This window comes from Bradyrhizobium monzae (genome assembly GCF_021458635.1).
GTDB lineage: Bacteria > Pseudomonadota > Alphaproteobacteria > Rhizobiales > Xanthobacteraceae > Bradyrhizobium.
The window spans coordinates 80229-92892 of the sequence record NZ_JAIRDQ010000016.1; the positions used below are offsets into that span (position 1 = coordinate 80229).

Sequence of the window (12664 nt, forward strand, 5' to 3'; positions counted from 1 at the left end):
CCGCCTTTGGGCGTTACCGCTTGCTGCCGGCCGACGCCGTCACAGTCGCCGGTCCAAAGCTCTGCTGCCAGTACAGTTCGACCTGCTCGACCAGGGCCCGCGGCAGCGGAACATAATTGAGCGTTTCAGCCTGCGTCTTGCCGCTCTCAATGACCAGCGTACGAAGTTGATGGCGGCAGCCGACCGTTCCGGCGACTTCGGCTGCTTCGGCATCACCACGAACGTCGTGGCCGTGATCGGATAGGCATCCTCGCCCGGCGCGTTGGTGAGGACGAGATGGAAATCCCTGTCCGCCGTCCAATCCGCGCTCGAAGCCGCCGCCTGGAACGACGCGGCGTCGGGGACGACGAAATTGCCGGCGCTGTTCTGCACCACGCCGAACGAGATCTTGTCGAGCCGTTGCAGCGCGTAGGCATATTCGAGGTAACCGATCGCGCCGGGCACGAGGCCGACAAGCGAGGCTACGCCGTCATTGCCGCGTCCGCCGACGCCGACCGGCCATTCGACCGCAGTGCCTTCGCCGACGGCGGCCTTCCATTGCGGGCTGACCTTGGAGAGATAGTTCGACCAAACGTCGTGCCGAAACTAGCAGCGCGCCCGGCACAAAACGACTCAAGAACCGAGATTGCGGGCGACGCTGATCAGCACCGCCGCGAGCACGGCCAGCGAGACCGAGACGGTCAGGCCTTTCGCCAGGCCCCGCGTAAAGTTTTCGGGATAAAGGATGAAGCCGGTGGTGACGAGCGCCAGTCCGGCCACGACCGCGGCAAGCTGTGAAAGAGCCGAGGACACCCGTTCATCCTCCGATACGCTGCTTGTCGAGATTACGGCTGATATTGCCGCGGCTTGGCGCAATTCTCTGTGATTCCGGTCACATCCCATCCTCGCCGCTACCGGTGGACATTCTGCCGCAGCGCGTGCCGGCCAGCCCCAGGCCAGCTCCGGCCGCGGACCACCCTTCCGCCGGCACCGACCGTCGTATATGAGAGTTTCGTCGCCGGAACGGACCGAATATCGCCGGAAACGGAACAGATGGTGGCTGCGATTTCTTAATCCAAAGATCGCAATCTGATCGATGATCGACGCAGTGCGGACAGGCAACCGGGGAATGGCATGAAAGACCGACTGACGACGGCGCAATCCAATGGAGTGATGCGGCGTTGGGGGGCTCCCGGAATCGTGATGTTCGCGGCGGCGGTCGCGCTGGCCGTCCCGAGCGTAGCCCTTGCCGCCAAGCAGCCGCGCCAGACCGCAGAGGCGGTGGCACAGCGCGAAGCCGGCGAACCGATCATGGCGATCGTGTCGATCAAGAGCCAGCAGGTCACGTTCTACGATTCCGAGGGCTGGATCCTGCGCGCGCCGGTCTCGACCGGCACGACCGGACGCGAGACGCCGGCCGGCGTCTTCGCCGTCGTCGAGAAGGACAAGGACCACCATTCGACCATGTATGACGATGCCTGGATGCCGAACATGCAGCGCATCACCTGGAACGGCATCGCACTGCATGGCGGGCCGCTGCCTGGCTACGCGGCCTCGCACGGCTGCGTGCGCATGCCCTTCAACTTTGCCGAGGGCCTGTTCGACAAGACCAATATCGGCATGCGGGTGATCATCTCGCCGAACGATGCCGCCCCGGTCGATTTCTCGCATCCCTCGCTGTTCGTGCCGAGCAGGGAAGCCATTGCGGCGGTTCCCGCGCGTGCCGATAAGCTCTCCGCCGAAGCGGAGGAGGCCAAGAACGCGGCTGATGACGCCAAGAAGGCTGCCGCGGCAGCAGCGAAGGAGGCCCAATCGCTCCCGGCATCGCTGCGCAAGCTCGAGCAGCAAAAGGCCCGCGCCGACGCCGAGAATGCCTATGCTGACAAGCTGGTGGCGAATGCCAAGACCGACCAGGCCAGGGCGAAGGCCGACGAGTTGAAGCAGAAGGCCGCGACCAAGGCCGCGGATGCCGCGACCCAGTTGGACGCCGCCAAGGCTGCCGCGCAGCCGAAGCGCGACGCCGTTGCCGCCACCAAGGAGGCCTCCAAGGTCGCCGCGGCCAAGAAGGTTGAGGCCTTGAAGGCTGCGACCGACGCCAGGCTCGCGCTCGAGCCGGTCTCCGTCTACATCAGCCGGTCGACGCAGAAGCTCTATGTTCGGCGCAACACCCACAAGCCGGCGCCGGATGGCGGTGGCGAGGTGTTCGACACCAGCATCGAGGTTCCCGTCACCATCCGTAATCCCGACCAACCGCTCGGCACGCACATTTTCACGGCGATGGCGAAAACCGACACGGGCTTGCGCTGGAGCGTCGTCTCCATCGACGACGGCGACAGTGCCAAGGACGCGCTTGACCGCATCACCATCCCGCAGGAGGTGTGGGATCGCATCGCGCCGACCGCATTGCCGCGCTCATCGATCATCATCTCGGACGAGCCCCTGAGCGCCGAGACCAACTATCGCACCGAGTTCGTCGCGGTCCTGAGCAACCATCCGCAAGGCGGCTTCATCACCCGCAAGCCGACCGCGCCGCCGGTGGAAATGGCCAGTGACGATGGCTGGGGCGGCAATAACTTCTTCTTTTTTGGGCAGCGCGATCCCGTCCCGCAACCGGTCAATCCTCGCCGGCGCGGTGGACAGTACCAGTACTATCAATCGACCCAGCCGATGCAGCGGAGCTTTTGGTAAGGCGCGGGCCGCCGGCCGTAGCGGCTCACGCCACTACGGCCGGGCCGTGATCACCAGGGCTTGAATCTTCGCCTCGACTGGCCCGGAGCCGTGGCGTTTTCGGATCGCCTCGGCGACGGCATCTGTCGCGGCATCGAGCTTGCTCGCATCTCTGGCTTCGATCTCGCCGCGCAGCGGCGTTCCCTGGCAGTAGGCGATCGCGACATATTCCGCCGTGGGCCCGCGGCTCATCGCTGTCAGCGTCTCGATCGATACGTCCTTGAAGCCCGCGCGTTCGAGATCGGCCTTGATGACGGCCTTGTCGTGATAGCCGTGCGGCGTCCGCGCCATGAACAGCGGCGGATTGTCGGGAAACATCTTGCCCAGCGTGATGGTTGCGTCGTCCGCGAACACATTGTCCTCGATACGGTCCCAGACACTGAACAGGTACGTGCCATCAGGCTTCAGCACCCGCTTCGCTTCCGCATAACCCTTGCTGCGATCCGGAAAGAACATGGCGCCGAACTGGCAGCAGACGACGTCGAAAGCAGCGTCGTCGAAGGGCAGCGTCAGCGCATCGGCCTGACGCCAGGTCATGCGCGGGTCTTCCCCGTGACGCTGCTTCGCCACCGCGAGCATGGGGTCGTTGAGGTCGGTCGCGACATAGCGGACACCGGCGGGCAGCAGCGCCGCCACCGCCCGCGTGACGGCGCCGGTGCCGGCAGCGATCTCAAGCAGGTCCGAGGGCGACAGCGCGGCGATGCGCCTGGCAAGGTCGTCGGCATAGACCGAGAAGATCAGCGGAACCAGATATTCGTCGTAGAGCTTTGGGACCGAGCCTGCGAATACCTTGTCAGTGCTGGACATGCTTGCCTCGCTGAGGGTTGGTCTGTCCCAGGCAGGATAGCACGGATCGACCGGCACGGAATTTCCTCGTCCGATCGGCGGATGAAAGCCCTTCCATGTCGCTCTATGCCGGTGGCACAATCGGGCTCAGCTCAATGATCATCCGGCCGGACCATGCTTTTTCTGGATCACATTACAGTCGCCGCGAAAAACCTTGCCGAGGGCGTCGCCTATGTGGAGCAGGCGCTCGGCGTGCCGATGTCCGGCGGCGGTGCACATCCGCTGATGGCGACGCACAACACGTTTTTGCGCCTGGGAGAGGCCCTGTTCCTCGAGGTCATTGCGCCGGATCCCGCGGCCACGACGGGCCGGCCGCGCTGGTTCGCATTGGACGACCCGCGAACGCGCGATGAGCTTGCGCGTTCGCCGAAGCTGATGGTCTGGGTCGCGCGCACGTCGGATATCGCGGCGTCGCTGGCGGCGATGCCGGATGCGGCGCGCCCCGCGATTACGGTGACGCGCGGCGAGCTCGCATGGCTGATCTCCGTCCCGCCCGACGGATCCATGCCGTTCGACGGCGCATTCCCGACGCTGATCCAATGGCCGCAAGGCGTGCACCCTGCGTCACGTCTGCCCGATCTCGGCTGCTCGCTGGTCGAACTGGAAGTCATGCATCCCGAGGCGAGCGCGATCCAGTCGTCGCTGAAAGAGTATCTCGACGATCCCAGGATCAGATTCCGGACCGCTACGACGCCTTCACTGAAGGTGTTGATCCGGACGCCGTCTGGCGACCGGATGCTGACGTAAGGTCGTTACGATCTCGCGCCACCGACCTCGGATCGGCCGCCGCCCGGGAGATGGCCTACGACGTGCTGTTATTCCTGCCGGACGAGGATGACGTCGGTGGGGGGCATGGCAACCCCCAAATTACATTGCATCCACTAGCCATTCCCTCTAATTGTCTTGGACAAATGACCAAATAACATGGTCGCTCGCCGAAGGGCGCAATTCGGGACGGGAAGCGCAGCATGTCGCGGGATGGTTTTGGGCTGGCGGGGGTCATTGGCATGCCGGTCGCGCATTCGCGCTCGCCGGTCATCCACAATTACTGGCTGAAGGCGCACGGCATCCGCGGCTCCTATGTCCCGCTCGCGGTGAAACCGGAGCGGCTCGAGGATGCGCTGGACGGGCTGATCGCGCTCGGGTTCCGCGGTTGCAACGTCACCATGCCGCACAAGCAGACCGCGATGCCGATGCTCGACCGCGTCAACGAGACCGCCAGGCGCATCGGCGCCGTCAACACCATCGTCGTCGAGGCGGACGGCACGCTGTCCGGCTTCAACAATGACGGCAATGGTTTTGTGCAGAGCCTGCGCGACGCCAAGGCCGACTGGCGCGGCGATGCCGGCCCGACCCTGCTGCTCGGCGCCGGCGGCGCCTCGCGCGCGGTGGTCGTGGCGCTGCTGGAGAACGGTGCGCGCGAGATCCGCATCGCCAATCGCACGGCGGAGAAGGCGCAGGCGATCGCGACCGAATTCGGCTCCGTTGTCAGCACCGTTCCGTGGGACGATCGCGCCGCGGCGCTCAGTGATGTCGCACTGCTCGTCAACTGCACCGATCGCGGCATGGTCGGCAAGAGCGCGCTCGAGATCGACCTGTCGCGGCTGAAGCCCTCAACGCTCACCGCCGATCTCATCTACACGCCGCTCGAGACGCCATTTCTGGCTGATGCCCGCGCGCGTGGCTGCGTCACAGTGAACGGGCTCGGCCTGTTGCTCAACCAGGCCCGGATCGCCTTCAAGGCCTGGTTCGGCGTGATGCCGGATGTGACGCCCGAGCTGATCAAGGCCATCGAGGCCACGTTCTGAACCGCGCAGGGAGCTTTGCGCCATGACCTTGCCGGCGGGCCCCAAGATCGACTGCCATATCCACGCGCTCGATCCCGTTCGTTTTCCGTACGGCGCAGATACGCCGTATCGACCGAGCGGGCAGGAGATCGCGCCGGCCGCGCAGCTCATCCGCGTGTTCGACGCCTTCGATGTCCGCCACGCGCTCGTGGTCGCGACCAACACCGGCTACGGCAGCGACAGCCGCATCCTGCTCGACACGCTGAAGCAGAGCAGCGGCCGCTTCAGGGGCGTCGCCGTCGTCGAGAACGACGTCGACATCAAGGAGCTCGAACGATTGAAGGCCGCCGGCGTGATCGGTGTTGCCTTCAATGTGCCATTCCACGGCGCCGATTATTATCGCAACACCGCGCCGCTGCTGGAGAAGATCGCAAGCCTCGGCCTGTTTCTGCAGATCCAGGTCGAGCACGACCAACTGCTCGCTCTGCTGCCGCTGATCGAAAAATCAAACGTGCGCCTGGTGTTCGACCATTGCGGCCGGCCGTCGGTCGCGCAAGGCGTGAAGGGCAAGGCCTTCCAGGCGCTGCTCGCGATCGGCCGCGAACGCGACGCGCATATCAAGCTCTCCGGCTATTACAAGTTTTCGCAACAGTCGCATCCCTATGAGGACACCTGGCCCTTCATCGCCGCGCTCGTCGAGGCCTTCACGCTCGATCGTTGCGTCTGGGGCTCCGACTATCCGTTCCTGCGCGCGCCTGAGCGGCTCGACTACGGGCCGCTGCTCAGCGTGCTGACAAAGCTGTTTCCGGATCCGGGTGACCGGCATGGCCTGCTGTGGCGAACGCCGGCGAAACTGCTCGGCCTCGACGCGTCATAAAAAGAAGGCAAAGGGGAGGACATCATGAGACATCTTGCAGGAACGCTCGTCATTGCGTTGGCGGCATCGCTCACGACCGGCGCGGCCCGCGCGCAGAGCACGGTCTACATCCCTGATGTCATCGAGCTCTCCGGCCCCGGTGCGGTCTCCGGCACCAATTGGCGCGACGGCGTCGCGCTCGCGGTCGACGAGATCAACGCCGCCGGCGGCATTCTGGGTCGCAAGATCCAGACCGAGCATCTGGACACCCAGAGCAACCCCGGCATCTCTCGCGCGCAGGTGCAGAAGGTCTTGGACAAGGATCCCTATGTCGTGCTCGGGCCGATCTATTCCGGCTCGGTCAAGGTCAACATGGCGCTGACCCAACAGGCCGAGATCCCGCAGATCGTCGGGGCCGAGGCCGCCGACATCACGACGCAGGGCAACCCCTGGGTGTTCCGTACCGCCTTCGGCCAGCAATTCTCCATGCCGAAGATCGCCAACTATCTGCACGACAAGCTCAAGGTGAAGAGCGTCGCGGTGGTCTGGGTCAACAATGATTTCGGCAAGGGTGGCCACGACAATTTCGTGAAGGAGACGAAGACGCGCAACATCGAGCTCGCGGCCGATATCTCCACCGAGCAGGGCCAGGTCGATTTCGGCTCCGACGTCATCAAGCTCAAGAGCGCCAAGGCCGACGCCGTCTTCGTCTACACTAACGAGGAGGAGAGCGCGCGCTTCCTGATCGAAGCCAAGCGGCAGGGCCTCTCGACGCCGCTGTTCGGCGAGACCACGCTGCTCAGCCAGAAAGTGGTCGAGCTCGCCGGCCCCGCCGCCAACGGCGTGCGCGGCCATGTCGGTCTCAGTGCGGACGCGCCGGTGCCGGCGATCGAGGAGTTTGCCAAGAAGTTCTCCGCGCGCTTCAAATATCTGCCCGACCACAACGGCATCAAGGGCTACACCGCGGTCTATCTCGTCAAATACGTCACCGAGAAAATCGGCAAGTTCGACAGCAAGGCGTTTGGCGCGGCGATGAAGGGCCTGACGCTGGCGCCCGACAAGGCGCCAGGCATGCTGATGGAGGCAAGCTGGGATGAGAACGGCGACATCGACCGCGCCAGTTTCTTGGCCGAGATCCTTGACGGCAAGCAGAAGATCGTCGAGACGCTGCCGAAGCTGAACGGCGGCAAGGCGGAGTGAGGGGGGCTCTATCCCCCATCGTCGTCCTGCCGGAAAGCCAGGACGACGGCATTGCCTGCCGTTTGCCAGATCGTTATTCACACCGGTGGCAAAGCCGATCCGTCACGCGCATGATGACGATCTCGGTCACACGCTCCACCGGACGCTCGTACACATGAAAACCACGCTGCTGAAATCCGAAGACTACACCCGCTCGCCCTGGAGGAACGGCGGCGGCATCTTTACCGATATCGCGGATGCGCATCGCACCGATGCGGCGGTGAAGGACTGGGACAGCCTGCTGTGGCGCTTCGCCTCCACGCCGATCGTGGAGCCCGGGCCGTTCTCCCACATGGCCGGCATCGACCGCTTGCAGATGGTGATCGGCGGGCGTGGGCTGGTGCTGAAAGCCCCGGGGCAGGAGTTCGACGAGCGCGAGCCGTTCACGACCGTGCGCTTCATCGGCGAAATGGAGATCGTGACCGAGCTCGAGGCCGGCCCGGTCGAGGTCGTCAATCTGATGGCGCGGCGCGGTGCGGCGGAGATCGAGCTTGTGGCGCTTAAGGTGCCCGGTGAGCGGTCATTGCCCGCGGGAACGCATTTGCTCTACGCGGCGCGCGGCGACTGCCGCATCCGTCTCGGCGGTGAGGATTTTGCGATTTCGCACGAAAGTACGTTGAAGGTCGAATTGACCGCCGTCACCACGCTCGCGCTCGTTTCCGGGCTCGCCGTGCTGGGGTCGATCAAAATCGTCGCCTGAACGGCGATCCCGCCAGGAGCGATGCGCACAATCCGTGCAACTGGCTAGGTTGACGCGGCCACGCCGAAACACGATATGTCCGGGACCAAAGACCGTCGTCCAGAGGCAGATGATGAGCGCGCCGCGAAACGAAGAATTGATCCATTCCGGCAGCGACGCCGTCGTCGACTGGCTGACCAACGGCACGCGCGACCAGCGCTTCATCGACAACATCTTTGCCGAGATGTGCATTCGGCTCCAACAGGCCGGCATCCCGCTCAAGCGGTCGACGCTTCACGTCATGATCCAGCACCCGCAATGGCTGGGGGCTCGTTTCATGTGGTCCGACGGCATGCGCGAGGCCGAGATCGCGCGGGTCGATTTCGATGTCAGGGAGCGGTCCGAATATATCGGCAGCCCCGCCAACGAAATGTTCGACGGTGCAACCGAAGTGCGCGAGAATCTCGAACGGGATCCCGCGCTCGGCCGCAAGCACGCGCTCTATGACGAGATGCGGGGCAAGGGCCTGACCGATTATGTGGCCTGGCCACTTTATCACACCCTCGGCAAGCGCCATCTCGTCACGTTCTCGACCGACCGTCCCGGTGGCTTCGACGACGCCCATGTCGTCGCGCTGAAGAAAGTGTTGCCGGTGCTGGCGCTGGTCAGCGAGATCCGCATCAAGAATCGCCTGGCGCGAACGCTACTGGAAACCTATGTCGGCGCCCATGCCGGCGAGCTGATCCTCGCCGGCGCCACCCGACGCGGCACCGGCACGACGGTGCGCGCCGCGATCATGATCTGCGACTTGCGCGATTTCACGAAGATCTCCGACAATTGGCCGCGCGACGACGTCATCGATCTCCTCAACGATTATTTCGACGCGATGTCCGAGCCGATCGCGCGGCATGGCGGCGAGATCCTGAAATTCATCGGCGACGGCCTGCTCGCCATCTTTCCGCTTCATGAACCCAATGCCTGCGCCAATCTGCTGCGCGCGGTGACCGAGGCCCGTCAGGCCATGGTGGCGCTGAACGAACGGAACAACGGCACGGGCCGCGCGCCGCTGAACTACGGCATCGGCGTCCATGTCGGCGACGTCATGTACGGCAATATCGGCTCGGCCAGCCGGCTCGACTTCACCGTGATCGGGCCCGCGGTCAATATGGCGTCGCGGCTGGAGGCGCTCACCAAGCAGGTCGGCAAGCCGGTGCTGCTGTCGCGCGATTTTGCCGAGCTGGTGCCGCCGGAGTTCGAGCTCGAGCGGGTCGGCAAGCATGCCGTGCGCGGTTTCAGCGAGCCGATCGAGCTGTTCGCGTTCGAGGGCTGAGGCCGATGCCCGGCAACACGAGCCGGACAAAGTCCCCGCATTGCTTCGAATTTGATCTATCCGATTAGGCGTACTTTAAGCTCAGCTCCACGAGACAGGGACTGGTTTACTCCGCGTTGAAGCGCGGAGTGATCTGATCGCGTCGTTTCGTCACGATTATTCTTGCCATTTGATCATTTCAGAGCTGCGAGCACGTTCATGGCTGTCACTGCGTCTTTTCTGGCGGAGTTGGACGAGGCGGTTGCGAAAGGAAATCCCGAGAGTTGTCTTCGGGCGCTATGGCATGCCGCCGATGTTCTGATTGCCGGTACCTACTCCGAGGAGCAGATCCGGACCTTCGGCGAGGTCATCGGCCGGCTTGCGCAGGAAATCGAGGTCGGTGCGCGGGCGAAGCTGGCGGGTAAGCTCTCTTGCAGCCCAAACGCGCCTTATACTCTGACGCGGCAGATGGCCAGCGACGACTGCATCGATGTGGCCTGGCCTGTCCTCAGTCAGTCGGAGCGGCTTGACACAGAGACGCTGATCGCCTGCGCCAAAAGCAAGAGCCAGCAGCATTTGCTCGCAATTTCCAGGCGACCGGCGGTGCCTGCAGCAGTGACCGATGTGCTGGTGGTGCGGGGGTCTCCTGAGGTCGTCACCTCGGTGGCATCGAATGCAGGCGCGAGTTTTTCCAATTCCGGATTTCTCCATTTGGTGCGGCGGTCGGAAGGCGATTCCATTCTCGCCGAATCGGTGGGGCTTCGGAAGGACATTCCCCGGCACCTGTTCCACCAGTTGATCGCCAAAGCCTCGGAGGAGGTGCGGCAGAAGCTTCAGAAGGAACGTCCGGATATTGAAACCCAGATCCATAACGTCGTCGTCGACATCACCGGGGCCATTCATGCCCGGTTTGGCCCGACATCGAAGGATTATTTTACGGCGAAACGCACGGTGGCGAAGCTGCACGAGAGAGGCGAGCTGACGGAAGACAAGGTCTTCGAGCTTGCTCATTCTCTCAAGTTCAACGAGACCGCTGTGGCGCTATCATTGCTCTGTCAGCTGCCGATCGACGTTGCGGAACGGGCACTGATCGAGAAAGATCGCGAACCGGCGTTGATCCTGGCCAAGTCTCTCGATTTTTCCTGGCACACAACGATGGCCTTGCTGTTCCTGGGAGCGGCCAACTACCGCATAACTGCCGGTGAGCTGGAGCGATTGAATCTCAATTTCTTCCGGCTGAACGTCATGGCGTGCCGCGAGGTCGTCACAATCTATCGAACGCGAAAAGAAGAAGCGTTCGGCGGCTCATCTCGACCGTCTCGTCGCATGACGTAGAGCGTTTTTCCTGCGAACCTGATTCCGGTTTGCGTTTGGAAGACAGGGGCGCGTCGCGGGAGCCCCGTTGCCAATGCGGCAATGTACAAGTACGTTCGATCCCGGCCATCTCAACCGGCCTTTCCGTCGACCGCAAACTCATGCCCAAATTTCTTCGCATCGGCCTGCACCAGTCGAATGTGTCAGGATACACGTCAAAGGCGTGGTGTGTGCGGCGGGTCGGCTCTACCGTGTTCCTGAAATGGGGCGCCGTGGAGGTCCAGGGCGCCGGCAACGGCCGCAAGGTTTACTGGACGCACCTGCCGCAGGAGAAAACCATCCGCTGCGGCACGGCCCAGCGCGCCCAGGACTACACCAAATCCGCGATCGCGCGGCGACGCAGCCATGACTACGAGCCGCTTCCAGGCGCCATCGCGACCCGGCGGAAATCCGCCAATGGCGGTGCCGAGCTCAAGCAGGCGCTCGCGACGATCCTGATCGTCGACATCGTCGGCTCCACGGCCAAAGCCGCAAAGCTCGGCGATGCGCGCTGGACCAAGGTGATGGGCCTTTATTACGCGGCGGTCCGCAAGGAGCTGAAGTCCTCGCACGGCAAGGAGGTCGTGACGACCGGTGACGGCGTGCTCGCGACCTTCAAGGCGCCAGCCGCCGGCATCACTTGCGCGACCGCGATTCAAAAGGCCGTGCGCACGCTCGGCCTCGATATCAGGGTGGGCCTGCACGCCGGCGAATACACGATCAGCGGCGGCGAGATGGTTGGTCTCGCCTTCCACATCTGCACCCGCGTCGCCGCCAAGGCGCGGGCCGGCGAAGTCCTGGTCTCGCGTGCGGTGAAGGATTTGCTCGCGACGCAGTCTCAGATCCGTCTCAGGGATCACGGCAGCCACCAGCTCAAGGGCGTGCCGGCGCGGTGGCGGCTGTATCGGGTGGAAGGTTGAGGCGCACCTGTTCTCATGGCCGTCAGCGCGACGCGGGATTGTGCTTTCTCAAATCGTCGGGCGTGCCGGCGATTGTCCGAGCGCCACGAGAGCTGCGGCGAGTGCCGCTGCAGCCTTTTCGGGGCGCGCCCTTTCATAGATCGCGAATTCAAGGTCTGGCAGACGAGGCAGCCCTTCTTCCAATCCGAGAACGCGAAGGCCTGCGACGACTGCACTCATTGGAAGTGGCGTGATCGCAAGGCCCGCAAGCGAAGCCGCGCGCACGCCCGTCAGGCTGGGACTTGTATAGACGATGTCCCAGATCAGATCGCTTCGGTCGAGCGCAGCAAGCGCCGCCTCGCGCGAGACTGACTTCTCGCGATAAAGCGCGAGCGGCAATGTTGTGCCGGGAACGAGATCGAAGCTCTCGGCTGCCACCCAGACCAGCGGCTCGCGCCACACCAGCCGACCGCGCGAGGTGCCGAGCGGGCGCTTGGCGAACACGACGTCGAGCCGGCCTGCGTCGAGTTGCGCGATCAATTCCGCGCTGACCCCGATCTGCACCTCGAGCTTCACGCCGGGATGCAGCGCCGCGAAACGACCGAGTGCCGACGGCAGCGAGCCGCCGGCGATTTCCTCGACCACGCCGAGGCGCACCATGCCGGACAAGCGTGGCGTCGTCAGGCGATGGCGCGCAGCCTCCTCGAGCTGCAGCAGGCGGCGGGCATCGCCGAGCAGCATCTCGCCGTCGTCGGTCAGCGCGACGCTGCGGGTCGTGCGCCGGAACAGCGGGCGCTTGGTTTCCTGCTCCAGCCGCTTGATCTGCTGACTGACGGTCGACTGCGTCAAATGCAGCTGCTCGGCGGCGCGATGGAAACCACCGCAATCGGCGACTGCGACGAAGGCGCGCAACAGTTCGAAGTCGAGCATTCAATTGATCCAGTTTAACGATCAATCATATTACAAAATATCGTTTCTGTAATCAATTAG

General features: G+C 63.9%; 12 protein-coding genes and 1 pseudogene. 9 read left to right on the forward strand and 4 right to left on the reverse strand.

Going from position 1 to position 12664, the window contains the following annotated elements:
* Positions 1–39: 39 nt before the first annotated feature.
* Positions 40–513, reverse strand: a pseudogene (locus K3F49_RS36885) (substrate-binding domain-containing protein); the annotation flags it as partial.
* A gap of 99 nt (positions 514–612) precedes the next feature.
* The gene (locus tag K3F49_RS36890; protein WP_234685770.1) at positions 613–792 is read right to left on the reverse strand and encodes a hypothetical protein; all 180 of its coding nucleotides are present in this window, start codon (positions 790–792) and stop codon (positions 613–615) included.
* A 321-nt stretch (positions 793–1113) separates the two neighbouring features.
* Between K3F49_RS36890 and K3F49_RS36895 the strand changes: the two genes are divergently transcribed.
* Positions 1114–2667 carry a L,D-transpeptidase gene (locus K3F49_RS36895; RefSeq protein WP_234685771.1) on the forward strand — a complete coding sequence of 518 codons (1554 nt, stop codon included), beginning with the start codon at positions 1114–1116 and terminating at the stop codon, positions 2665–2667.
* 33 nt (positions 2668–2700) lie between these two features.
* Here K3F49_RS36895 and K3F49_RS36900 read toward each other — a convergent pair whose 3' ends face one another.
* Positions 2701–3513, reverse strand: a complete 813-nt coding sequence (locus K3F49_RS36900; RefSeq protein ID WP_234685772.1) for a class I SAM-dependent methyltransferase — start codon at positions 3511–3513, stop codon at positions 2701–2703.
* Between the two features lie 153 nt (positions 3514–3666).
* Between K3F49_RS36900 and K3F49_RS36905 the strand changes: the two genes are divergently transcribed.
* The 8 genes from K3F49_RS36905 (at position 3667) to K3F49_RS36940 (ending at position 11695) form a co-directional block, all read left to right on the forward strand.
* Positions 3667–4299 (forward strand): VOC family protein, encoded by a 633-nt coding sequence (locus tag K3F49_RS36905; RefSeq protein ID WP_234685773.1) that lies wholly within the window; start codon positions 3667–3669, stop codon positions 4297–4299.
* A gap of 221 nt (positions 4300–4520) precedes the next feature.
* Positions 4521–5360: a shikimate dehydrogenase gene (locus K3F49_RS36910; protein ID WP_234685774.1), complete on the forward strand. Its 840-nt coding sequence runs from the start codon at positions 4521–4523 to the stop codon at positions 5358–5360.
* 22 nt (positions 5361–5382) lie between these two features.
* Positions 5383–6216, forward strand: a complete 834-nt coding sequence (locus K3F49_RS36915; protein ID WP_234685775.1) for an amidohydrolase family protein — start codon at positions 5383–5385, stop codon at positions 6214–6216.
* A gap of 24 nt (positions 6217–6240) precedes the next feature.
* On the forward strand, positions 6241–7395 hold the full coding sequence (locus K3F49_RS36920; RefSeq protein ID WP_234685776.1) for an ABC transporter substrate-binding protein: 1155 nt from the start codon (positions 6241–6243) through the stop codon (positions 7393–7395).
* A gap of 154 nt (positions 7396–7549) precedes the next feature.
* The gene (locus tag K3F49_RS36925; protein WP_234685777.1) at positions 7550–8134 is read left to right on the forward strand and encodes a HutD/Ves family protein; all 585 of its coding nucleotides are present in this window, start codon (positions 7550–7552) and stop codon (positions 8132–8134) included.
* A 112-nt stretch (positions 8135–8246) separates the two neighbouring features.
* Entirely contained in the window at positions 8247–9443 is a 1197-nt protein-coding gene (locus tag K3F49_RS36930; protein WP_234685778.1) for an adenylate/guanylate cyclase domain-containing protein, read from the forward strand.
* Between the two features lie 198 nt (positions 9444–9641).
* Positions 9642–10757 carry a DUF2336 domain-containing protein gene (locus tag K3F49_RS36935; protein WP_234685779.1) on the forward strand — a complete coding sequence of 372 codons (1116 nt, stop codon included), beginning with the start codon at positions 9642–9644 and terminating at the stop codon, positions 10755–10757.
* Positions 10758–10897: 140 nt separating this feature from the next.
* Entirely contained in the window at positions 10898–11695 is a 798-nt protein-coding gene (locus K3F49_RS36940; protein ID WP_234685780.1) for an adenylate/guanylate cyclase domain-containing protein, read from the forward strand.
* A 48-nt stretch (positions 11696–11743) separates the two neighbouring features.
* Here the strand turns inward: K3F49_RS36940 and K3F49_RS36945 are convergent, their stop codons facing one another.
* Positions 11744–12604 carry a LysR substrate-binding domain-containing protein gene (locus K3F49_RS36945; RefSeq protein ID WP_234685781.1) on the reverse strand — a complete coding sequence of 287 codons (861 nt, stop codon included), beginning with the start codon at positions 12602–12604 and terminating at the stop codon, positions 11744–11746.
* Positions 12605–12664: the final 60 nt, after the last annotated feature.